This window comes from Streptomyces roseoverticillatus, from assembly GCF_000719265.1.
Classification (GTDB): Bacteria; Actinomycetota; Actinomycetes; order Streptomycetales; family Streptomycetaceae; genus Streptomyces; species Streptomyces roseoverticillatus.
The window spans coordinates 119,235-140,813 of sequence record NZ_JOFL01000014.1 but is presented as its reverse complement, the minus strand read 5'-3'; the positions used below and the strand labels follow the sequence as shown (position 1 = coordinate 140,813).

21 protein-coding genes are annotated in these 21,579 nt (G+C 71.7%); 7 read left to right on the top strand and 14 right to left on the bottom strand.

Going from position 1 to position 21,579, the window contains the following annotated elements:
• Positions 1–111: 111 nt before the first annotated feature.
• The 9 genes from IF61_RS0118590 to ychF form a co-directional block, all read right to left on the bottom strand.
• Positions 112–525 carry a VOC family protein gene (locus IF61_RS0118590; protein ID WP_030367553.1) on the bottom strand — a complete coding sequence of 138 codons (414 nt, stop codon included), beginning with the start codon at positions 523–525 and terminating at the stop codon, positions 112–114.
• A 60-nt stretch (positions 526–585) separates the two neighbouring features.
• Positions 586–945, bottom strand: a complete 360-nt coding sequence (locus IF61_RS0118585) for a helix-turn-helix domain-containing protein (protein WP_030367552.1) — start codon at positions 943–945, stop codon at positions 586–588.
• Between the two features lie 102 nt (positions 946–1,047).
• Positions 1,048–3,600 (bottom strand): SpoIIE family protein phosphatase, encoded by a 2,553-nt coding sequence (locus IF61_RS0118580; protein WP_030367551.1) that lies wholly within the window; start codon positions 3,598–3,600, stop codon positions 1,048–1,050.
• Between the two features lie 170 nt (positions 3,601–3,770).
• On the bottom strand, positions 3,771–4,211 hold the full coding sequence (locus IF61_RS0118575) for an ATP-binding protein (RefSeq protein ID WP_030367550.1): 441 nt from the start codon (positions 4,209–4,211) through the stop codon (positions 3,771–3,773).
• 143 nt (positions 4,212–4,354) lie between these two features.
• Positions 4,355–4,759, bottom strand: coding sequence for a (deoxy)nucleoside triphosphate pyrophosphohydrolase (locus IF61_RS0118570; RefSeq protein ID WP_030367549.1), 405 nt, complete (start codon positions 4,757–4,759; stop codon positions 4,355–4,357).
• 450 nt (positions 4,760–5,209) lie between these two features.
• Positions 5,210–5,392, bottom strand: a complete 183-nt coding sequence (locus IF61_RS0118560) for a hypothetical protein (RefSeq protein ID WP_030367548.1) — start codon at positions 5,390–5,392, stop codon at positions 5,210–5,212.
• Between the two features lie 234 nt (positions 5,393–5,626).
• On the bottom strand, positions 5,627–7,294 hold the full coding sequence (locus IF61_RS0118555; protein ID WP_043189689.1) for an APC family permease: 1,668 nt from the start codon (positions 7,292–7,294) through the stop codon (positions 5,627–5,629).
• 270 nt (positions 7,295–7,564) lie between these two features.
• On the bottom strand, positions 7,565–8,317 hold the full coding sequence (locus IF61_RS0118550) for a GntR family transcriptional regulator (protein ID WP_030367546.1): 753 nt from the start codon (positions 8,315–8,317) through the stop codon (positions 7,565–7,567).
• Between the two features lie 293 nt (positions 8,318–8,610).
• Entirely contained in the window at positions 8,611–9,699 is a 1,089-nt protein-coding gene (ychF, locus tag IF61_RS0118545; protein WP_030367545.1) for a redox-regulated ATPase YchF, read from the bottom strand.
• 199 nt (positions 9,700–9,898) lie between these two features.
• On the opposite strand from ychF, the gene IF61_RS34315 reads away from it, so the two are divergent.
• On the top strand, positions 9,899–10,513 hold the full coding sequence (locus IF61_RS34315; RefSeq protein WP_078660317.1) for a DUF6542 domain-containing protein: 615 nt from the start codon (positions 9,899–9,901) through the stop codon (positions 10,511–10,513).
• Here the strand turns inward: IF61_RS34315 and ppgK are convergent.
• The gene (gene ppgK / locus IF61_RS0118535; protein ID WP_030367544.1) at positions 10,404–11,174 is read right to left on the bottom strand and encodes a polyphosphate--glucose phosphotransferase; all 771 of its coding nucleotides are present in this window, start codon (positions 11,172–11,174) and stop codon (positions 10,404–10,406) included. The genes IF61_RS34315 and ppgK overlap by 110 nt on opposite strands.
• A gap of 94 nt (positions 11,175–11,268) precedes the next feature.
• A complete protein-coding gene (locus IF61_RS0118530) occupies positions 11,269–12,270 on the bottom strand; it encodes a 4-hydroxy-3-methylbut-2-enyl diphosphate reductase (protein WP_030367543.1) in 1,002 nt (333 codons plus the stop codon).
• Positions 12,271–12,421: 151 nt separating this feature from the next.
• Between IF61_RS0118530 and IF61_RS0118525 the strand changes: the two genes are divergently transcribed.
• From IF61_RS0118525 to IF61_RS0118510, 4 genes are all read left to right on the top strand, one after another.
• The gene (locus IF61_RS0118525) at positions 12,422–13,783 is read left to right on the top strand and encodes an APC family permease (protein WP_030367542.1); all 1,362 of its coding nucleotides are present in this window, start codon (positions 12,422–12,424) and stop codon (positions 13,781–13,783) included.
• A 410-nt stretch (positions 13,784–14,193) separates the two neighbouring features.
• The gene (gene xseA, locus IF61_RS0118520) at positions 14,194–15,438 is read left to right on the top strand and encodes an exodeoxyribonuclease VII large subunit (RefSeq protein WP_030367541.1); all 1,245 of its coding nucleotides are present in this window, start codon (positions 14,194–14,196) and stop codon (positions 15,436–15,438) included.
• Between the two features lie 10 nt (positions 15,439–15,448).
• Positions 15,449–15,721: an exodeoxyribonuclease VII small subunit gene (locus tag IF61_RS0118515; protein WP_030367540.1), complete on the top strand. Its 273-nt coding sequence runs from the start codon at positions 15,449–15,451 to the stop codon at positions 15,719–15,721.
• A gap of 139 nt (positions 15,722–15,860) precedes the next feature.
• Positions 15,861–16,454, top strand: a complete 594-nt coding sequence (locus tag IF61_RS0118510; RefSeq protein ID WP_030367539.1) for a malonic semialdehyde reductase — start codon at positions 15,861–15,863, stop codon at positions 16,452–16,454.
• A gap of 51 nt (positions 16,455–16,505) precedes the next feature.
• Here the strand turns inward: IF61_RS0118510 and IF61_RS0118505 are convergent, their stop codons facing one another.
• A complete protein-coding gene (locus tag IF61_RS0118505; RefSeq protein WP_043189685.1) occupies positions 16,506–17,063 on the bottom strand; it encodes a DUF4245 domain-containing protein in 558 nt (185 codons plus the stop codon).
• A 189-nt stretch (positions 17,064–17,252) separates the two neighbouring features.
• Between IF61_RS0118505 and glpX the strand changes: the two genes are divergently transcribed.
• The gene (glpX, locus tag IF61_RS0118500; RefSeq protein WP_030367537.1) at positions 17,253–18,284 is read left to right on the top strand and encodes a class II fructose-bisphosphatase; all 1,032 of its coding nucleotides are present in this window, start codon (positions 17,253–17,255) and stop codon (positions 18,282–18,284) included.
• Positions 18,285–18,406: 122 nt separating this feature from the next.
• Here glpX and IF61_RS0118495 read toward each other — a convergent pair whose 3' ends face one another.
• Positions 18,407–18,766, bottom strand: coding sequence for a WhiB family transcriptional regulator (locus IF61_RS0118495; protein WP_030367536.1), 360 nt, complete (start codon positions 18,764–18,766; stop codon positions 18,407–18,409).
• Between the two features lie 227 nt (positions 18,767–18,993).
• Positions 18,994–19,683 (bottom strand): DUF1707 SHOCT-like domain-containing protein, encoded by a 690-nt coding sequence (locus IF61_RS0118485; RefSeq protein WP_030367535.1) that lies wholly within the window; start codon positions 19,681–19,683, stop codon positions 18,994–18,996.
• A 160-nt stretch (positions 19,684–19,843) separates the two neighbouring features.
• Here IF61_RS0118485 and IF61_RS0118480 point away from each other — a divergent pair, with 160 nt between their 5' ends.
• Positions 19,844–21,508: a fumarate hydratase gene (locus IF61_RS0118480; protein ID WP_030367534.1), complete on the top strand. Its 1,665-nt coding sequence runs from the start codon at positions 19,844–19,846 to the stop codon at positions 21,506–21,508.
• Positions 21,509–21,579 lie beyond the last annotated feature (71 nt).

Below are 21,579 nucleotides of genomic sequence, written 5' to 3'. Positions count from 1 at the left end.
CCTCGCCGCCGTCGTGCACGAATGCGACGGCAGCTGGGGCATCAGCAAGAGCGGCGCCGCCACCGAGGGCACCCGGGTCTGGGCGCGCCTCCCCCTCCCCGGCGGGAGCCGCTAGGCACCCCGCGGCTGTGTGAAGCGGATCCGGTTGCCGAACGGGTCGCGGAGGCCGCAGTCGATGCCGTACGGGCGCTCGGTCGGCTCCTCGGTGAATTCGACGCCCCGGGCCACCAGCGTCTCGTACGTGCCGCGGCAGTCGTCCGTGGTGAGGATGAGCCAGCCGCCCATCGCGCCCTTGGTCACCAGCTCGCGGACCTGCTGAGCCGTCTCCTCGGACATCGCCGGGGCGCCCGGCTTCTCCAGGAGGATCTGGCGTTCCGGGTGGCCGGGGACGCTGACGGTCAGCCAGCGCATGAAGCCCAAGTCGACGTCGGCGGCGACCTCCAGGCCGAGCTTGCCGACGTAGAAGTCGAGGGCCTCGTCCTGGTCGAGGACGTATATCTGCGATTGCGTGATGGCGTTGAACATGGGCACCACGCTACGGGGCGGGTCTGACAAAAACTTATCCGAAACTGCTCGGTCAGCCCGTCACACGCTCGGCCGCGTCCACGCCATCGCGAAGCACGTCGGCACGGCCGCGGACACCGCCTCCTTGCGGTACGTCCTTGGCGACCGGCCGACGATGTCGCGGAACGTGCGGCTGAAGGTCCCCGGGCTGCCGAAGCCGACCTCGAAGCAGATGTCGGTCACGCTGCGGTCGGTCTCCCGGAGCAGGAACATGGCCCGTTCGACGCGGCGGCGCTGCAGGTACCGGTGCGGCGTCTCGCCGAACACGGCCCGGAAGGTGCGGGTGAAGTGCGCCTCCGAGACGTGGGCGATGCGGGCCAGGGCCGGGACGTCCAGCGGCTGCGCGTACGCGCGGTCCATCGCGTCCCGGGCCCGCAGCATGCGGCGGTTGCTGTCCTCGGCGGCGGTACGGGTGCGGCTCACGGCGCCATCACACCACGCACGGCCGCCCGCCGCCCCCGCCGCCCACCGCTCCGGCGGCCGTCAGTACAGGCTCAGCAGCGCCTCCACCGCGTCCGGTGCCGGGAACTCGCCGTCCGGGAGGGCCAGCTCGAACCAGACGGTCTTGCCGTGGGGGGTGCGGCGGCTGCCCCAGGCCGCGCTGAGCATGCCGACGAGTTGCAGGCCCCGCCCGCCCTCGTCGGTGTCGCGGGCGCGCCGCCGACGGGGCTGGACGAGGCCGCCGTCCCAGACCTCGCAGACGAGGGTGCGGTCCAGCAGCAACCGCAGACGGATTTCTCCCTCGCCGTAGCGGAGGGCGTTCGTGACGAGCTCGCTGACCAGCAGTTCGGTGGTGTCGACGAGGTTGTCCAGGCCCCACTGCGGGAGCTGTTCCCGGGCGAGTTCGCGGGCGCGGGCGACGGAGCGGGGTTCGGCGGGGAGCGTCCAGTCGCCCACGTGCTCGTCGGGGAGGCCGCGGAGGCGGGCCATGAGGAGGGCGATGTCGTCCTCGCCGTGGTGGGTGTCGAGCGCGCCGAGGACGTGCTCGCAGACCTCCTCCAGGGGGCGGGAGGGGCCCGTGAGGGCCTCGCGGAAGGCATCCAGGCCCTCGTCCAGGGCGTGGTCGCGGGATTCGACCAGGCCGTCCGTGTAGAGGGCCAGCAGGGCGCCGTCGGGCAGGTCGACGACCGTTTCCTCGAAGAGCTCGCCGCCGACGCCGAGCGGCATGCCGGGCTGGACGTCGAGCAGCTCGGCGGGGCGGCCGGCCTTGACGAGGACGGGCGGGAGGTGGCCGGCGTTGGCGATGGTGCAGCGCCGGGTGACGGGGTCGTAGACGGCGTAGACGCAGGTGGCCAGGTAGACCTCGGAGAGGTCGGCGGCCCGCACCCCGCCGCGTACGCCGCGCGTGGAGGACTGCCCGCCGCCGGGGCGGCCGAGCCCGTGGGCGATCTCGTCGAGGGCGGAGAGGACCTCCGCCGGCTCCAGGTCGAGCATGGCCAGGGTGCGGACGGCGGTGCGCAGCTCGCCCATGGCGACGGCGGCGCGCAGGCCGCGGCCCATGACGTCGCCGACGACGAGGGCCGTGCGGTGCCCGGGGAGCTCAATGACGTCGAACCAGTCGCCGCCGACCTCGGTGGCGGCGTTGGCGGGCAGGTAGCGGCAGGCGATCTCCAGGCCGGCGGCCTCGGGGTCGCCGGGAGGCAGCAGGCTGCGCTGGAGGATGACGGCGCGTTCGTGCTCGCGCCGGTAGAGGCGGGCGTTGTCGATGCAGACGGCGGCGCGGGCGGCCAGTTCGACGGCGAGGGCGGTGTCGCGTTCGCCGAACGGCTCGCTGCCCTTCGTACGGGAGAACTGCGCGAGCCCCACCACCGTGTCGCGGGCGACCATCGGCACGGCGAGGGTGGACTGCACGACGGCGCCGAGCTCCGGCCCGTCCTCGCCCTCCTGCCGCGGGATGACCTGCACCTGCGCGGTGCGCAGCGCCGCGGCGCACGGCGAGTGGAAGGCGTAGCGGTGCACCTCGCCGACCTGGACGGGCTTCTCGCCGCCGGCCACGGGCGCCCCGGAGACCGCGCTGGCGTAGGCGACGCGGCGCAGCTCGGCGCTGCCGTCGGCGAGCCCGGGCGGGGCCTCGTCGCCGGCGAGGAGGCCCTGGTAGAGGTCGACGGAGGCGAGGTCGCAGAACTGGGGGACGGCGACGTCCAGCAGCTCGCGGGCGGTGGTCTCCAGGTCCAGGGAGTTGCCGATGCGCGCGCCGGCCTCGTTGAGCAGGGCCAGGTTGCGGCGGACGCCGGCGGCCTCGCGCTCGGCGCGGCGCCGGCCGGTGACGTCGGTGGCGAGGGCGGCGACGCCGATGGGCCGCCCGCTGCCGCTGTGCAGCCGGTAGAGCGAGACCGACCAGCGGCGGCGCTCGGCGTGCCCGGGCACGGGGCCGACCAGCTGAATGTCCGACACGGGCTTTCCGCTGTCGAGGACTTGGCGCAGGGCGGCGGTGAGCCGCTCGGCCTCGCCGCGGGGCAGGAAGTCGTGCGGGGTGCGGCCGCGGTGCCAGTCGGCGGGGCGGCCGAAGGTCTGGGCGAAGCTCTCGTTGACGCGCAGCAGCGTGAGGTCGGTGCCGAAGAAGAAGAATCCCAGCGGAGATTGGCCGAAAACGGCTTCGGAGGCCGCGATGTCGGTCTCTATTCCGCGCAGCGCCCGGACGTCGACGGCGACGCAGAGCGCGGCGCGCTCCCCGCGCTCGTTCTGCGTGGGCATCACGTAGATCTCGGCGAGGCCGGACGGCTCACCGCCGACGGGCACTGACCGGCCGTCAGGGGCGTCGTGACCGCCGCCTCGCTGATACGGGATCAGGCCCGTCCACTCGCGCCCGTCGAGGCCGCCCTCGCCGATGAATGGTGCGGCGGGCTGGGGACGGCCGTGCGCTCCGGCCGGGGCCAGCACCTCCAGCGGGTCCTTGCCGACGGCGTGCCGGGCCGTTATCCCGAAGAGCTCGGCGGCGCGCTCGCTCCACTGCTCGATCCGGCCGTCGGGCCCGAGGGAGAAGGAGGCGACGCGGATGTAGTCGTAGAGGGATCCGGGCGGGTTGTTCTGCCACATCTCCACGGCGCGCGATCCCTGCGCCGAACCGCCCGCCGCACCCGCTGGCTTTTCGCTCACGTGCCCGTCCCCTCCGGCTCTTGTGCTCGCACCGGCATCAGAAGGCCGAGTATCCAGCACAGGGGCCCTTCGGAACACGGACTTCACGATCACAGCACGGTCTCAACCCGCTATGGGTCATCCCCGTGCGGGTGGCCGGGCAAGCCCAGTTCGAACCACACGGTCTTCCCGGTCCTGCCCCGTCGGGTTCCCCAGCGGCGGGAGGCGCATGCAACGAGCTGCAGACCGCGTCCGCCCTCGTCGTCGGGGTCGGCCACGCGCTCGCGGGGCGGGTCGGGGAGCGGGTCGGAGACCTCCACCAGAAGGGTGGGCCCCGCGTGGGAGTACATCCTTACCCCGATCGGTCCGCTCGCGTACCGCAGGGAGTTGGTGACGAGCTCGCTGACCAGCAGCACCGTCACATCGGTGACGCCGTCCATGCCCCAGTCGTGCAGGGTGTCGCGGACGAGGGTGCGGGCGGTGCGGACGGCCCCGGGCTCGGCAGGGAAGCTCCATTCGGCGAAGCCGGGCGTCGACGCCAAGGTCCCTGCGCTGTCGTTCACGCCGACCACTTCCCAGACCGCTGCGGACCCGCCGGGTTTACCCGGTTCAGGGTGAATAATCAGCACATACCCGGTATGGGGTGGTGACTACCTTCTCCGGCGGTCCGAGCTGGTCACCAGTGCGGCAGATGGCGTAGCGAAATGCGCCCCGCTCACGCCTCCGCGCGCCGGAGCAGCCCCGCCGCGAGCGCCACCGCGGGGCGGTCCTGATCGAGCCAGTCCACGTCGCCGACCTCATCGGGGGTGAGCCAGCGCAGCTCGTCGTGGTCCTGGAGCGGGCGCGCCTCGCCCGCGAGCAGCCGGGCCGTCCACACGTGCAGCACGTACGGCGGGCGCAACGGCCACTCGCCGCCCACGCGCTCCAGCGGCTCGGCCTCCACGCCGAGCTCCTCGCGCAGCTCGCGGACGAGCGCCTGCTCGGCGCTCTCGCCGGGCTCCAGCTTGCCGCCGGGCAGCTCCCAGCGGCCGGCGAGCTCGGGCGGAGCGCTCCGCCGTGCGGCGAGCAGGCGCCCTCCGTCGAAGAGGGCTGCGCCCACGACCACGCGTACGTTCGTCATGCAGAGCAGCGTAGGCGCCTGGCCGCCGGCGCCTCACCGGGGGCGGTGGCCCGCGACGCCTTCACGCAGCGGCAGGCACCGGGCCGACGGGCAGTACGGCGCCGCCGATCTGCAGCGTCGTGGTACCTCACCGCTGCGGCGGGACTACCTGCCGCGACGGCCGGAGGGGGCCGACGGGCAGTACGGCGCCGCCGATCTGCAGCGTCGTGGTACCTCACCGCTGCGGCGGGACTACCTGCCGCGACGGCCGGAGAAATCACCCCGCCGCAAACGGCGCGATGCCCCCCGCGGCGGGCGGTGTTCCGGCGACCCCGGACACGGCACCGGCACCGGCACCGGCGATCCGCAGCCTCAGTGTCCGCCGCCACGGCGAGGGACCACGACGGCGCGGGCCCGGCGGAACGCCCGGTCACCGGAGCCGGCGCGCGGACCCGCCCCGCCGGCCGCAGGTCAAGACGCGGCGCGGCCCATCCGTTCGACTATGTAGAGCCGGCGGCGGTCGCCGTCGCCGTCGAGGCGGCCCACGACCTTCTCCGCCTCGGTCCTGGTCGCGTAGCGCCCCACGCGGTAGCGGTTGCCGTTCTCGTCCTGGCGGATCACCAGCCACGGCAGGACCGGTCCGCTGTCTGTCATCGCCCCTGCCTTTCCGCCGCCACGAGCGCCGGCGCACACCCCTTGGCTTTTCCCGGAGAAACCGCAGTACGCATATGCCCGAGCGTACGCCCGACCTTTACGCAGCGGATACGTGTTTTTACGAAGAGGCACGCATTCGGCCACCGGACCCCCGGGGTGCGGATGCGAGAAGGGGCGGCCGGGGACCCTTGCGGGCCCTCGGCCGCCCCTGCGCGGCACGGAAGGTCGTACCGGCTACGACTTCGCCATGGAGGGCTCGGAGGACGCCTCCGGGTCGCCGGAGCCGGCAGCGGCCTCGGCGGCCTCCGCGGCGGCCAGCTCCTTCTCGGTCGCGACGAGGGTCGGGTTGCGCCAGGCGCTGCGCACACCCCAGGCGTAGAACGCGAGCGCGATCAGGACGACGACCACGATGTCCCAGCCCTGGGCCAGGTAGCCCTGGCCGCCGAACTCGGTGCCGCCGGCCCACGAGACGAAGGCCATGACCAGCAGGTAGGTGACCATCCAGGCGCCGGCCATCAGGTGCGGCTTGAGCTCGGCCCACGGCTTGCGCAGCTCGTACCAGGCCCAGATCGGCAGGCCGATGGCCATGATGAAGATGACCTTGCCCGTCAGCGGCCAGCGGGCCCAGTACATGACCAGCGAGCCGAAGATCATCGCGATGGGGGCGATGACCGGCATGGCCTTCAGCTTGACCGGGCGCTTCATGTCCGGGGCGAGGCGGCGCAGCGACATCACGGCGACGGGGCCGGTGATGTACGAGATGACGGTGGCGACACCGACGATCTCGGCGATCGAGCCCCAGCCGCGGAAGACGGCCAGGAAGATGAAGGAGATCACCAGGTTGAGCAGCAGGGCCGGCTTCGGCACACCGGTCTTGGGGTCGACCTTGCCGAAGACCTTCGGCAGGTGACCGTTCTCCTGGACACCGTTGATCATGCGCGAGGTGGTGGCCGCGTAGATCATGCCGGTGCCGGACGGGGAGATGAAGGCGTCCGCGTACAGCAGCAGCGCGAGCCAGTTCAGGCCCCAGGTGATGGAGAGGTCGGCCAGCGGCGACTTGTAGGCCAGCGTGTTCCAGCCGCCGGAGAGGTCCGCGGCCGGGACGGCCATCAGGAAGGCGACCTGCAGCGCGATGTAGATGACCAGCGCGATCAGGATGGAGCCGACGACGGCCTTCGGCAGCGACTTGCCCGGGTTGCGGGCCTCGCCGGCCATGTTCAGCGGCGACTGGAAGCCGTTGAAGGCCCAGACGATGCCCGCGACGGCGACGGCGCTGAAGACGGCGCTCCAGCCGTTGGGGGCGAAGCCGCCGTGGGCGGAGCCGACGTTGCTGGTGTCGAAGTGCGCGAAGATCAGCGCGCCCGCGGTGAGCGCCGGCACGACGACCTTGAACACGGTGATCGCGTTGTTCGTCTTGGCGAACAGGGTGATCGCGAACCAGTTCAGGAAGAAGTAGAAGACGACCAGGACGCTGGCGGCGGCGAGGCCGGTGCCCGTGAGCTCCTTGCCGTCGAAGAGCTTGCCCGCCCAGTCGAACTTCCACGAGCTCATGTACTGGATCGAGGCGGTCGCCTCACCCGGGATCACGGAGACGATGGCGATCCAGTTGGCCCAGGCCGCCATGTAGCCGGCCAGCGAGCCGTGCGAGTACTGGCCGTAGCGCACCATGCCGCCGGCCTTCGGGAACATCGAGCCGAGCTCGGTGTAGGTGAGGGCGATGGTCAGCGCCACGATGGCGCCGATGACCCAGGCGAAGATGGCGGCCGGCCCGGCCAGAACAGCGGCGCGCTCGGCACCGAAAAGCCAGCCGGAGCCGATGATCGACCCGAGACCGACGGCCGTCAGGGCCGTCGTGCCCAAGGTCCGGCGGTAATTCGAGTGGGAACCCTGTTCGGTACTCAAGCCCCGGATCTCCTTTTCTCTCTACTCCCCCACGGCAGGACACAAACCGCGCCATCGTACGAGCGATTTGGACGCCTTGATTCCGCGAAAAGCCTCTGACCTGGGCGTATGTGAGTTTTGCAACACAAAAATTGACCCGGAGTAACCGGGCCAAACCTGGACATACCATGCGCTACTTACCCGCGAGTAAAGAACGGCGGACGGCACCGTCACCACGGCACCGTCCGTACGTCACAGCCGTGTCATGACGGCTTCACAGTCACGTTACGGCTACTTCACCGGCAGGTGGTACGCGACGCGGTAGCGATCGGCCAGGGCGACGATCTCGGCCGTCTCGACGGGGCAGCCGCCCGCGAAGTACGTCCGCGTGACGACGACGACGCAGTGGCCGGGGACCCCGCCCAGCGCCAGAACCTCCTCCGCGAGCCCCGGCCGGGCGCTGACCTCCTCCGCGACGTTGTCCACGATGAGGTCGATGGCGGCCATGCGCTCGACCACGCCGCGGCCGGCCAGCGGCCCCTCCTCGGGGAGCATCACCGGGCTGCGCCCGGTGACGGACAGGGGCTCCCAGGAGGTGGAGAGCATGACGGGCTCCCCCTGGGCCCGGAAGACGTAGTCGGTGCGCATCGTGCGGTCGCCCGTGGCGATGCGCAGCCGGCGGGCCACGACGGAATCCGCCGGGACCTGCTCGCTGCGCGACTCCCAGGTGCCCTTGACCCGGCTGTCCGCCTGCTCCTGGCGGAAGGGCGTCGACTCGCCGGCCGGGCGGTACCCCGTACGGACGAGGGTGCGCGGGACGGGCTGCTCCCGCACATACGTGCCGGAACCGGAGCGGCCCTCCACCAGGCCCTCCGCCATCAGGACCTTGCGGGCCTCCAGGGCCACGGTGTCCGAGACGCCGTACTGCTCCCGGATGCGCGCCTGGGAGGGCAGCCGGGTATGCGGCGGCAACTCACCGGCGACGATCTTCTGACGCAGATCGCCGGCCACTCGAAGGTACGCGGGCTGGTCACCGAAGGCCACGGCCACTCCCAACAGGTTGACAGTCCGCAACAGCTTGGCAACCCATGGTTGCGATCCGCAACTCAAGGCCATGGATTCACTAGATGTAGTGAATTGCAGCTCAGGGACGCTTAGTTGACGGCAGCGCCCACACATGCAGCGAGCACTACCCCCCGGCACATCCGCAAATATGCACCGGGCCATGCATACCCAAGCCCCGCACGGCAAACACGCTCCGTTACTAAAAATGGCAACGAAAAAGGCCGACCCCGAGGGGGTCGGCCCTTCTCGAAAACAGATCAGACCAGGACAGGTCAGACGTTGAACCGGAACTCGACGACATCGCCGTCGGCCATCACGTACTCCTTGCCCTCCATGCGCGCCTTGCCGGCGGCACGGGCATCGGCGACGGAGCCGGTGGCGACCAGGTCGTCGAAGGAGATGACCTCGGCCTTGATGAAGCCCTTCTGGAAGTCGGTGTGGATCACACCGGCCGCCTCCGGGGCCGTGGCGCCCTTCTTGATGGTCCAGGCGCGGGTCTCCTTGGGACCGGCGGTGAGGTAGGTCTGCAGGCCCAGGGTGTCGAAGCCGACGCGGCCCAGGGTGGCCAGACCGGGCTCGTCCTGACCCATGGACTGCAGCAGCTCCAGCGCCTCCTCGTCGTCCAGCTCGATGAGCTCGGACTCGATCTTGGCGTTGAGGAAGATGGCCTCGGCCGGGGCGACCAGCGCGCGCTGCTCGTTCTTGAACTCCTCGTCGACCAGTTCGTCCTCGTCCACGTTGAAGACGTAGAGGAAGGGCTTGGTGGTGAGCAGGTGCAGCTCGTGCAGCAGGTCACCGCGCTCGGTGCCCTTGGTGATGCCCGCGGAGAACAGGGTCTGGCCCGACTCCAGGATCCCCTTCGCCTCCTCGACGGCGGCGAGGACGGCGACCTTCTCCTTCTGGAGGCGCGACTCCTTGGTCAGGCGCGGGACCGCCTTCTCGACCGACTGCAGGTCGGCGAGGATCAGCTCGGTGTTGATCGTCTCGATGTCGTCCTTGGGCGAGACCTTGCCGTCGACGTGGACGACGTTCTCGTCCTTGAAGGCGCGGATGACCTGGCAGATCGCATCGGACTCGCGGATGTTCGCGAGGAACTTGTTGCCCAGGCCCTCGCCCTCGGAGGCGCCGCGGACGATGCCCGCGATGTCGACGAAGTCGACCGTGGCGGGCAGGATCTTCTGCGAGCCGAAGATCTCCGCCAGCTTCTGCAGCCGGGGGTCGGGCACGCCGACGACGCCCACGTTCGGCTCGATGGTGGCGAACGGGTAGTTGGCCGCCAGCACGTCGTTCTTGGTCAGGGCGTTGAACAGGGTCGACTTGCCGACATTCGGCAGACCGACGATTCCGATCGTGAGCGACACGTGGCGACTTCCCGTAGGTTCCAGAGGGTCCGCGGCCCGTGGCGGGCCGGTCATGGCCCACTGCCGGGCCGGTCATCCAGTCTACGGGTCCACCCGCCCGGCGGCCCCGTGCGGACTATCAGTCGAACGCACGGCCAAGGTGGCCCAAACCGCGTGTCCCGCGCCGGATTCCTCCCGCCCGCCGACCTAGTTTGGTCGGGTGGAGCAACCCAGCACGCGCACGCCCCGGGGCAAGGCCCGCCGTGTCCCTCCCGTGCCGCGGCCGGCGGCGCCCGCGGGACAGGGCGCGGGCGCCGGCCTCCGCCGGCCCCGCGGCGAGCCCTCCGCCCCGCGGCCGCGGGGCCTGGGGCGGCTGCCGGCGCCCCGGCTGACCGGGCTCGGCAGCGGCCTGCTGACCACCCTGTGGATGCTCGGGACGGGCTGGCTGGACTCCCGCGCGGGCGGCTCCCCCGGCTTCTACGGGATCTGCTTCCTGCTGGCGGGCACGGTGTGCGCCCTGTGGGTGCGCCCGGCCGACCTGGCCACCGCGCCGGTCGCCGCCCCCATCGCCTTCGCGGTGGGGGCGGTGCCCCTGGTGGACACCGGGAGCGGCGTGGGCAGCAGGGTCATGGGCCTGGTCACCCTGCTGTCGCTCAACGCGGGCTGGCTCTACACGGGCACGCTGCTGACCGCACTCGTCGCGCTCGCCCGCCGGGTCGCGCTCATCAGACGGCGGAAACAGGCACGGCTGCGCCGGCTGCAGCGGCAGCGGCCATCGCGGCCCCCACGATCCCCGCGTTGTTCTCCAGCTCAGCAGGCACGATCTCGGCGCTGACGCCCTCGATCAGCGGCAGGAACTTGTTCGCCTTGCGGCTCACCCCGCCCCCGATGATGAACAGCTCGGGCGAGAACAGCATCTCCACGTGGGCGAGGTAGCGCTCCACGCGCCGGGCCCAGTGGTGCCACTTCAGGCCCTCCTCCTCCTTGGCGCGGGTCGAGGCGCGGGTCTCCGCGTCGTGGCCCTGCAGCTCCAGGTGGCCCAGCTCGGTGTTGGGCACGAGCTTGCCGTCGCTGAAGACGGCGCTGCCGATGCCGGTGCCGAAGGTCAGCATGATCACGGTGCCCTTGCGGCCCCGGCCGGCGCCGTGGGTCATCTCCGCCAGCCCCGCCGCATCGGCGTCGTTGACCACGGTGACCGGAACGCCGAGCTGCTCGCCGAGCAGCCAGGCGGCGTCCCAGCCGACCCAGGCCTTGTCGACGTTGGCGGCCGTACGGGTCGTGCCGCCGACGACCACGCCGGGGAACGTCGCCCCGACGGTCCCGGAGGGCCGCCCGAAGTGCTCCACGACCTGCCGGACGCAGTCCGCGACCGCGTCCGGGGTCGCCGGGCGGGGAGTGAGCACCTTGAAGCGCTCCTCGGTGAGCTCGCCCCGCGTCACGTCGACCGGCGCGCCCTTGATGCCCGATCCGCCGATGTCCACGCCGAATACGTTCATGGCCACCACGCTACGGCGTGGTGGCCATGTGCGCAGGGCCCCTGCGCGGGTGTCCGGCGGAGCCCTCAGGCGGACTCCCCAGCAGGCGGAGTCCCTAGGCGGACTCGCCCCCGGCCAGCTTCCCGGCCGCCTCCGCGCGCAGGTCGCGGCGCAGCTCCTTGGGCAGCGAGAAGGTGATGCTCTCCTGGGCGGAGGTGATGGTCTCGACGTCGCCGTAGCCCCGCTGGGCGAGCCACTCCAGGACGCCCTCGACGAGGATCTCCGGGACGGAGGCGCCCGAGGTCACGCCGACCGTGGAGACGCCGTCCAGCCACGCCTCGTCGATCTCGTCGGCGTAGTCCACGAGGTGGGCGTCCTTGGCGCCGGCGCCGAGGGCGACCTCGACCAGGCGGACGGAGTTCGAGGAGTTCTTCGAACCGACGACGATCACCAGGTCGGCGTCGGCGCCCATCTGCTTGACCGCGGTCTGCCGGTTCTGCGTGGCGTAGCAGATGTCGTCCGACGGCGGGGAGAGCAGGTTGGGGAACTTCTGCTGCAGCGCGCCGACGGTCTCCATGGTCTCGTCCACCGAGAGCGTGGTCTGGGAGAGCCAGACGACCTTGTCCGGGTCGCGCACCTCGACGCCCGCCACGTCGCCGGGGCCGTCGACCAGAGTGATGTGGTCGGGCGCCTCGCCGCTGGTGCCGATGACCTCCTCGTGGCCCTCGTGACCGATCAGGAGGATGTCGTAGTCCTCCTTGGCGAAGCGGACGGCTTCCTTGTGGACCTTGGTGACCAGCGGGCACGTGGCGTCGATCGTGGCGAGCTTGCCGCGCTCGGCCTCCTCGTGCACGACCGGGGCGACGCCGTGCGCGGAGAAGATGACGATGTTGCCCTCGGGCACCTTCGCCGTCTCGTCGACGAAGATCGCGCCCTTCTTCTCCAGGGTCTTCACCACGTATTTGTTGTGGACGATCTCATGACGCACGTAGACGGGGGCGCCGTACTGCTCCAGGGCCTTCTCGACGGCGATCACGGCGCGGTCCACACCCGCGCAGTAGCCACGGGGGGCGGCGAGGAGGACCTTGCGGGCGGTGGGTGCAGTCATGCCGTCCATCGTAAGGGCCCGCGGTGCCGACCGGCGGCGGGCGGCCGGGTGGGGCACGATGACGGAAGCCGCGATTCCGTCAGCTCCCGTCCATTCCGTCAGCTCCCGTCCGTTCCGTCAGCTCCCGCCTGTCAGCTCTCGTCCGTTCCAGGGGCAGCCCATGACCGCACCCGTGACCGCAGCGCCCGGCGGCACCGACGGAAAGCTCCACCGCACCCTCACCCTCCGCGACCTGATCGTCTACGGGATGCTCTTCATCGCCCCCATGGCGCCGGTGGGCATCTTCGGCACGCTGGACGCGAAGTCGCACGGGGCGGTGGCGCTGGTCTACGTCGTCGCGACCGTCGCGATGGCCTTCACGGCGTTCTCGTACGCGCAGATGGTGCGGGTCGCCCCGCAGGCCGGCTCGGTCTACACCTACGCGCGCGTGGGCCTGGGTGAGGGTCCTGGGTTCATCGCGGGCTGGATGGCGCTGCTGGACTACCTCCTGATCCCGGCGGTGGCCTACCTCTTCTCGGGCATCGCCCTGCACGCGCTGGTGCCGTCGGTGTCGCAGTGGGTGTGGACGGCCGTCGCGGTGGCGGTGACGACCGCTCTGAACCTCGCGGGCGTGCGGACGGCCGCCCTCGTCGGCTTCCTGGTGCTGGCGATGGAGATCGCCGTCCTGCTGGTCTTCGTGGTCTGCGCGATCTTCGCGCTCTCGGACCGCGGGGCGCAGCGGGACTGGCTGTCGCCGCTGACCGGCGAGGCCGGTTTCACCACGGAGGCGGTGGTCGCGGCGGTCTCGGTGGCGGTCCTGTCGTACCTGGGCTTCGACGCGATCGCAGCCTTCGCGGAGGAGGCGGCGGGGGGCTCGGAGCGGGTGGCGCGGGCCGTGGTGACGTGCCTGGCGGTGGCGGGCGTGCTCTTCGTCGTCCAGACGTACCTGGCGGCGCTGCTGGAGCCCATGTCGTCGGCGGAGCTGGCGGCGAAGCCGGCCGCGCAGGGCTCGGCGTTCTACGACACGGTGGACTCGGCCACGGGCCCCTGGCTGCACGACCTGGTGGCGGTCAGCAAGGCCGTCGGGGCGGCGTTCGCGGCGCTGGCCGGGCAGGCCGCGTCGGGGCGGCTGCTGTTCGCGATGGCGCGCGACCGGAGGCTGCCCGGCGTGCTGTCGAAGGTGGACCGGGCGTCCGGCGTCCCGCGCGTCGCCGTGCTGGGGGCGGCGGCGGTCAACCTGGTGGCGGCGGTGTGGGCGGCGCGGCGGGACGACGGGCTGGACCGGCTGGTGTCGGTCGTGGACGTGGGGGCGCTGGTGGCCTTCGCGCTGCTGCACCTGTCGGTGATCGGCTGGTTCGCGGTCCGCAGACGGGGCCGCGAGCTGAGGCCCGTACGGCATGTGGTGGTGCCGCTGCTGGGGCTGGCGGTGGTGATCGCGGTGATCGCCAAGGCAGCGGCCACGGCCCAGATCGTGGGCGGGCTGTGGCTGGTGGCGGGGCTGGGGGTCCTCGGGGCGGAGGTGCTCCGCAAGGGTCCGGAGTAGCGCGGTGCCGCCGGCGCGGGGGGCGCCGACGCGGGGCGGGTCGCTGACGCGGGGCGGAGCACCTCCGCGGTGGCGGGTCGCCGACGCGGTGGCGAGCGGGCTTCCGGCACCGCCGGACTGCGCCGCAGAGGTGCTCCGCAGGGGTCCGGCGTAGCGCAGTGCCGCCGACGCAGGGCGGGTCGCCGCCGCGGCGCGCAACCACCACCGGACCGCCCCGCGGTGCTTACACGCCGCGACGGCGGGCCCTTCTTGAGCGCGGCCCGGCATTTTTCGGCGCGCCGGATCCACCGGTCGAGAGGCCTCGCCTCTCATGACCGCCGCCGCGGCGCGCAACCACAACGGCGAGGGTCCGGCGGAATACGCGGCGAACCGGACCCGTACGTGTCAGCACCCCCCACTACGCTCAGCCCATGGCCCTCAACACGTCCCCCGAAGCCCCCGTCCCCGTGGGGCAGGTGTCGCGGCTCATCGGCGGCTGGATCGACCGGCTCGGCGCGGTGTGGGTCGAGGGGCAGATCACGCAGATCTCCCGCCGCCCGGGCGCCGGCGTCGTCTTCCTGACGCTGCGCGACCCGGCGCACGACGTCTCGCTGTCCGTCACCTGCTACCGCGCGGTCTTCGACCGGGTGGCCGACATCGTCGCGGAGGGCGCGCGCGTCATCGTGCACGCCAAGCCGGAGTGGTACGCGCCGCGCGGCCAGCTGTCCCTGCGGGCGGCGGAGATCCGGCCGGTGGGCGTCGGGGAACTGCTGGCGCGGCTGGAGCAGCTGAAGCGGTCCCTCACCGCGGAGGGCCTGTTCGCGGCGGACCGCAAGCGGCCGCTGCCGTTCCTGCCGCAGCTGATCGGCCTGGTCTGCGGCCGGGCCTCGGCCGCCGAACGGGACGTCCTGGAGAACGCCCGGCACCGCTGGCCCGCGGTCCGCTTCGAGGTCCGCAACGTGCCCGTGCAGGGCGTGCACGCGGTGCCGCGCGTCATCGAGGCCGTCGAGGAGCTCGACAAGGCCCCGGACGTGGACGTGATCATCGTGGCGCGCGGCGGCGGCAGCGTGGAGGACCTGCTGCCGTTCTCGGACGAGCGCCTGGTGCGGTCCGTGGCCGCGTGCCGCACGCCGGTGGTGTCGGCGATCGGCCACGAGCCGGACTCGCCGCTGCTGGACCTGGTCGCCGACCTGCGCGCGTCGACGCCGACGGACGCGGCGAAGCGCGTCGTGCCGGATGTCGGCGAGGAGCTGGCCCGCGTGCGCCAGCTGCGCGAGCGGGCCCTGCGCTGCGTCACGGCGCACCTGGACCGCGAGGAGCGCGGCCTGGCGTCCGTACGGGCCCGGCCGTGCGTGCAGCGCCCGCAGCGGATGGTGGAGGAGCGCGAGGCCCAGGTCGAGGCGCTCACCGACCGGGCCCGCCGCACCCTCGGCCACCTGCTGGACCGCGCCGACTCGGAGCTGTCGCACACGCACGCGCGCGTGGTGGCCCTCTCCCCGGCGGCGACGCTGCGCCGGGGCTACGCCGTGCTGCAGCACGCGGACGGCTCGGTGGTGCGGGCCGCGGCGGAGGTGAGCGCGGACGAGGAGCTGCGGGCCCGGGTCGCGGAGGGCGAGTTCACGGTGCGGCCCGTCGACGGCTCCGTCGCGGGGCCCGCTGTCGGACCCCCCGCATAGGCTGGTGGCCATGGCGACGACAACGGATGCGGCGACGAATGCGCTGGGGTACGAGCAGGCTCGCGACGAGCTGATCGAGGTCGTGCGCCGCCTGGAGGCGGGCGGCACGACGCTGGAGGAGTCGCTGGCCCTGTGGGAGCGCGGCGAGGAGCTGTCGAGGGTGTGCCGGCGCTGGCTGGAGGGCGCGCGGGCCCGGCTGGACGCGGCGCTGGCCTCGGAGGAGGCGGAAGCGGCCGGCGGAGCTGCCGAGGGTGGCCCGGAGGGCTCCGAAGAGCAGGCCTGACCGGGCCGTACGCCATCAGAAGCGCGTGGGCCCCTCCACGCCCGGCATCACTTGTTGAAGTTTCAGTTGAATTTTCATCCACTTGTCGTACAGTGGGTGGCGCAAGCCTCCCCCCGTTTCACACGCAAGTAGGTGCCCCATGTCCCTCGCCCTCGACTCCACCGCCCAGGACCTGCTCTTCCGCGAGGCCCACACCGCCGGCGCCTTCTCCGCCGAGCCGGTGACCGACGAGCAGATCCAGGCGATCTACGACCTGGTGAAGTACGCCCCCACCGCGTTCAACCAGTCGCCGCTGCGCATCGTGCTGATCCGCTCCGAGGAGGCCCGCGAGCGCCTCGCGCCCCTCATGGCCGAGGGCAACCGCGACAAGACCGTGAGCGCCCCGCTGGTGGCGATCCTCGCCACGGACAACGAGTTCCACGAGGAGCTGCCGACGCTGTTCCCGGCCTTCCCGCAGGCCAAGGACGTCTTCTTCGCGGAGCGCCCCGTCCGTGAGAAGTCCGCCGCGGCCAACGGCGCGCTGCAGGCCGGCTACTTCATCCTGGGCATCCGCGCCGCCGGCCTGGCCGCCGGCCCGATGACCGGCTTCGACTTCGCGGGCGTCCAGAAGGAGTTCCTGGACGACGACCACACCCCGCTGATGATCGTCAACATCGGCAAGCCGGCCGCGGAGGGCGCCTACCGCCCGCGCTCGCCGCGCCTGTCCTACGAGCAGGTCGTCACCACCGTCTGAGCCCCGCGCCCGGTCCCGCGCGGGACACCGGCAGCACCCGGCCGTCGCGCTCTAGCCGTTCCCGGCGCCCTTCACGGCGCCCTTCTCGGCCTTGAGCGCGGCGGCCATCTGCATGAGCCGCTCGTGGGAGGCGGTCCCGGTGACGACCGTGGTCACGCCCTTCTCCTCCCGCACGAGCGCGTTGTACTTCTCGCCCTCGTACTGCCGCCACGTGGCGTCGCCGACGCGCTGCGTCTTCGGCGTCTTCACCGCGCGCCGGCTCGCGTCGTCGATGAAGGCCCCGGGCGGACCGTCGCTCTGCTCGACGGCCACGTACTCGGTGTCCGGGTCGAGGAAGCCCAGGTGCCAGACGGAACCCTCCTTGCCGCCCGCCTTGTAGGAGACGGAGGTGGCGCGCCAGTCGCCGCCGAGCCCGGCGGGGGCCGCGACCGGGTACGGCGCCGCGCGCCGCGCCGTGTCGAGCTCGACGCGGTAGTCGACGGTGCGCACCGGGTCGTTGTCCTCGTCGTGCGGGATGAAGACATAGCTGACGAAGGCCACGGGGATCACCGCCGCCATCGCGAGCATCATGTTCCGTACGGTCTGCGCCTTGGGATTCCTACCTGCCACGCCCCCATCGTCCCCCATGGCCCGGCCGATCTTCCCGCGGCCCCTCCGGGAGCCTTGACGCCGCTCATGCGTGGGGCCCTCTGCTCACTCTCGCAGTGAGCAGATAAAGTCATCAGCACCCTCACCTTCTGCCCCTTTCGGGGGAGAGGGGTCCCTGCGGCCCTCGCCGTACAGAAAGGTTGCGCTCCGATGACCGAGCATCATCTGCCGTCCCAGCTCGAGGTCAGCCCCGAGGCACCCGACCGCAACCTCGCCCTGGAGCTCGTCCGGGTCACCGAGGCAGGCGCCATGGCGTCGGGCCGCTGGGTCGGCCGTGGTGACAAGAACGGCGCGGACGGCGCCGCGGTCAAGGCCATGCGCGCGCTGATCGGCACCGTGTCGATGAACGGCGTCGTCGTCATCGGCGAGGGCGAGAAGGACAACGCCCCGATGCTCTACAACGGCGAGCGCGTGGGCGACGGCACCGGTGCCGAGTGCGACGTCGCCGTCGACCCGGTGGACGGCACGACCCTCACCGCCAAGGGCATGGCCAACGCCGTGTCCGTGATGGCCGTCGCCGACCGCGGCACCATGTTCGACCCGTCCGCGGTGTTCTACATGGACAAGCTGGTCACCGGCCCCGAGGCGGCCGACTTCGTCGACATCACCGCGCCGGTCGCGGTCAACATCCGCCGGATCGCCAAGGCGAAGCACTCCTCGCCCGAGGACGTCACCGTCGTCGTCCTGGACCGCCCCCGCCACGACGGCCTGGTCAAGGAGATCCGCGAGGCGGGCGCCCGCATCAAGTTCATCGCCGACGGCGATGTCGCCGGCGCGATCATGGCGGCCCGCGAGGGCACCGGCGTGGACCTGCTGCTGGGCATCGGCGGCACGCCGGAAGGCATCATCGCGGCCTGCGCGATGAAGTGCATGGGCGGCACCATCCAGGCCCGGCTGTGGCCGAAGGACGACGAGGAGCGGCAGCGCGCGATCGACGCGGGCCACGACCTCGATCGCGTTCTGGAGACGAACGACCTGGTCAGCGGCGAGAACGTGTTCTTCGTGGCGACCGGCATCACCGACGGCGAGCTGCTGCGCGGGGTGCGGTACCGCGCGGAGACGGCGACCACGCAGTCGCTGGTGATGCGGTCGAAGTCGGGCACGATCCGGCAGATCGATTCGACGCATCGCCTGTCGAAGCTGCGGGCTTACAGCACGGTGGACTTCGAGCGCCCCAGCTGACCGATCGTGCGCCCTGCGGGCGCGCTCGTCCTCAAACGCCGGACGGGCTGAGTTGCGGCCGGGCCCGGCCGCACTCGAGCCTGTCCGGCGATCGAGGACGTCAGCCCCCGCCGACCGGGACGTCAGCCCGCCGCGGCGACCCGCGTGGCGCGAGCCAATTCCGCCTCGCGCCGGCGCCGGCGGGCCAGCACCACCCGGCGCTCGGCGGCGGTGAGACCGCCCCACACCCCGTAAGGCTCCGGCTGCAGCAAGGCGTGCTCGCGGCACTCGACCATCACGGGGCATCGCGCGCACACGCGCTTGGCCGCCTCTTCGCGCGACAACCGGGCAGCGGTCGGTTCCTTGGATGGTGCGAAGAAGAGCCCGGCTTCATCCCGGCGGCACACCGCCTCCGAATGCCAGGGGCCGGCCTGATCCCGCGCGGACGAAATCCGCGGGGACGGTACGGCGGCTTCCTGCAGGGGCTGATGCGGTAGCAGCACGGTCTACTCCTGACGACGGCTTTTACTTGGCCGGTTGAGTCACCCTTGCCCGCCTCCACTGCGCACGGCCATTCGCACCGGCAGCCGTACGAGAGACGATGCACCAAGCTTTACCCGCTGTGCGCGTGCTTATTCACACCGTTGCCATGAGCGGAACGCGGTAACCCGCAGTAAGTTTCCGGCAACAGGCCGCGCGGGGCTCCGGGGGGCCGCCGCGCGGACCGCCATCAGCCGCCCGCGCGAAGGTTCTTGAGCCGCTTGCCCCGCTTCGGCTTCGCGTCCACACCGCCGAAGACCGCGAATCCGGTGAGGGAGACGACCGGTGCGTCGGGGTCCGGCGCCTCGACCGTCTTCACGTCGAAGCCGCCGAAGATCCCGGTGCCCGTGGAGCGCAGGGTCACGTTCTCCGGGACCCTGATCTCGATGCCGCCGAAGATGGCGGTGGCGTTGATGACGATCTCCTGCTGCTCGAAGACCGCCTCGGTCAGGTCGATCTCGATGCCGCCGAAAAGCGCGAACGCGTTCGTGCGCCGGCTCACCCGCCAGCGCCCCTTGCGCGTCGCGCCGCCGAAGACCGCGACGAGGTTCTCGGCGGGGGCCGCGCCGAGTGGGCGCGCCGGGGCCTCGTAGGGGCGGGCGGGCGCCGCGGGCTCGGCCCGGCCGGCCGCCGGCAGGTCGCTCACCAGCGGCTCCAGCTCGCCGAGCGTCTTGGCGCGGTAGACCTCGCCGATCCGCTCGGAGTGCTCCTCGGCGGTGATCCGCCCCTCCGCCATGGCGTTGCGCAGGATGTCCGCGAAGCGGTCGCGGTCGGCGTCGGAGGCGCGCAGCGCGGGCGGCTCGGCGGCCGGAGCGGGCGCGGGCGCGCCCTGCTGCGGGCGCTTCTCAAGGGAGTGCTTTTCGAACGATGGCTCTTCCACGGCAAGCAGGGTAGCCAATCGCGATAGATCGCGATAGGGGGCGGGCGGTGCGCGGGTGAGCCTTACCTCACAAGACCACTCCCCCGCGCGCGGCCTACGCTGGTAGACGCTGTCGAGGACGCCAGCCACCACTGCCTGCCGAGTGAGGAACCCGCTGCACATGTCTGCCTCTGAGTTCGCTTATACGGACCTCCTGCCCCTGGGCGAGGACAACACTCCGTACCGCCTGGTCACCTCCGAGGGCGTGTCGACCTTCGAGGCCGACGGCCGCACGTTCCTTAAGGTGGAGCCGGAGGCGCTGCGCAAGCTGGCCGCCGAGGCGATGCACGACATCTCCCACTACCTGCGCCCGGCCCACCTCGCGCAGCTGCGGAAGATCCTCGACGACCCGGAGGCGTCCCCCAACGACCGCTTCGTCGCGCTCGACCTGCTCAAGAACGCCAACATCGCCGCGGCCGGCGTGCTGCCGATGTGCCAGGACACCGGCACGGCCATCGTCATGGGCAAGCGCGGCCAGAACGTGCTGACCGGGGGCGAGGACGAGAAGGCCCTCTCGCACGGCATCTTCGACGCCTACACCGAGCTCAACCTGCGCTATTCGCAGATGGCCCCGCTGACCATGTGGGACGAGAAGAACACCGGCTCCAACCTGCCCGCGCAGATCGAGCTGTACGCGACCGACGGCGGCGCCTACAAGTTCCTCTTCATGGCCAAGGGCGGCGGCTCGGCCAACAAGTCCTTCCTCTTCCAGGAGACGAAGGCCGTGCTCAACGAGGCGAGCATGATGAAGTTCCTGGAGGAGAAGATCCGCTCGCTCGGCACGGCCGCCTGCCCGCCGTACCACCTGGCGATCGTCGTCGGCGGCACCTCCGCCGAGTACGCGCTGAAGACCGCCAAGTACGCCTCCGCGCACTACCTGGACGAGCTGCCGGAGGAGGGCTCCGCGCTCGGCCACGGCTTCCGCGACAAGGAGCTGGAGGACAAGGTCTTCGAGCTGACGCAGAAGATCGGCATCGGCGCCCAGTTCGGCGGCAAGTACTTCTGCCACGACGTGCGCGTCGTCCGCCTCCCGCGCCACGGCGCGTCCTGCCCGGTCGCCATCGCCGTCTCCTGCTCCGCCGACCGCCAGGCGCTCGCGAAGATCACGCCCGAGGGCGTCTTCCTGGAACAGCTGGAGACGGACCCGGCGCGCTTCCTCCCCGAGACCACCGACGAGCACCTGGAGTCGGAGGGCGACGTCGTCCGGATCGACCTCAACCGGCCCATGGACGAGATCCTCGCGGAGCTGACCAAGTACCCCGTGAAGACCCGGCTCTCGCTTACCGGACCGCTCGTCGTGGCCCGCGACATCGCACATGCGAAGATCAAGGAGCGGCTGGACGCGGGCGAGGAGATGCCCCAGTACCTCAAGGACCACCCGGTCTACTACGCCGGCCCGGCCAAGACCCCCGAGGGCTACGCGTCCGGTTCCTTCGGCCCGACGACGGCCGGCCGCATGGATTCCTACGTCGAGCAGTTCCAGGCCGCGGGCGGCTCCAAGGTGATGCTCGCCAAGGGCAACCGCAGCAAGCAGGTCACCGACGCGTGCGGCGGCCACGGCGGCTTCTACCTCGGCTCGATCGGCGGCCCGGCGGCCCGCCTCGCGCAGGACTGCATCAAGAAGGTCGAGGTCCTGGAGTACGAGGAGCTCGGCATGGAGGCGGTCTGGAAGATCGAGGTCGAGGATTTCCCGGCGTTCATCGTCGTGGACGACAAGGGCAACGACTTCTTCGTGGATCCGGCCCCGGCGCCGACGTTCACGTCGATTCCGGTCCGCACCAGCTGACACGTGGACGGGCCCCGCGCAAGCGGGGCCCGTCCTCTCGTTCCGCCGCACGGCGGGAAACCACGATGCGG

What these genes read in the sequence shown, in the direction of transcription:
- IF61_RS0118590 (WP_030367553.1), bottom strand. Translation starts at nt 525, where the DNA reads ATGTTCAACGCCATCACGCAATCGCAGATATACGTCCTCGACCAGGAC.
- IF61_RS0118585 (WP_030367552.1), bottom strand. Translation starts at nt 945, where the DNA reads ATGCTGCGGGCCCGGGACGCGATGGACCGCGCGTACGCGCAGCCGCTG.
- IF61_RS0118580 (WP_030367551.1), bottom strand. Translation starts at nt 3,600, where the DNA reads ATGTGGCAGAACAACCCGCCCGGATCCCTCTACGACTACATCCGCGTC.
- IF61_RS0118570 (WP_030367549.1), bottom strand. Translation starts at nt 4,759, where the DNA reads ATGACGAACGTACGCGTGGTCGTGGGCGCAGCCCTCTTCGACGGAGGG.
- IF61_RS0118560 (WP_030367548.1), bottom strand. Translation starts at nt 5,392, where the DNA reads ATGACAGACAGCGGACCGGTCCTGCCGTGGCTGGTGATCCGCCAGGAC.
- ppgK (WP_030367544.1), bottom strand. Translation starts at nt 11,174, where the DNA reads ATGAACGTATTCGGCGTGGACATCGGCGGATCGGGCATCAAGGGCGCG.
- IF61_RS0118530 (WP_030367543.1), bottom strand. Translation starts at nt 12,270, where the DNA reads ATGGACGGCATGACTGCACCCACCGCCCGCAAGGTCCTCCTCGCCGCC.
- IF61_RS0118525 (WP_030367542.1), top strand. Translation starts at nt 12,422, where the DNA reads ATGACCGCACCCGTGACCGCAGCGCCCGGCGGCACCGACGGAAAGCTC.
- xseA (WP_030367541.1), top strand. Translation starts at nt 14,194, where the DNA reads ATGGCCCTCAACACGTCCCCCGAAGCCCCCGTCCCCGTGGGGCAGGTG.
- IF61_RS0118515 (WP_030367540.1), top strand. Translation starts at nt 15,449, where the DNA reads ATGGCGACGACAACGGATGCGGCGACGAATGCGCTGGGGTACGAGCAG.
- IF61_RS0118510 (WP_030367539.1), top strand. Translation starts at nt 15,861, where the DNA reads ATGTCCCTCGCCCTCGACTCCACCGCCCAGGACCTGCTCTTCCGCGAG.
- glpX (WP_030367537.1), top strand. Translation starts at nt 17,253, where the DNA reads ATGACCGAGCATCATCTGCCGTCCCAGCTCGAGGTCAGCCCCGAGGCA.
- IF61_RS0118480 (WP_030367534.1), top strand. Translation starts at nt 19,844, where the DNA reads ATGTCTGCCTCTGAGTTCGCTTATACGGACCTCCTGCCCCTGGGCGAG.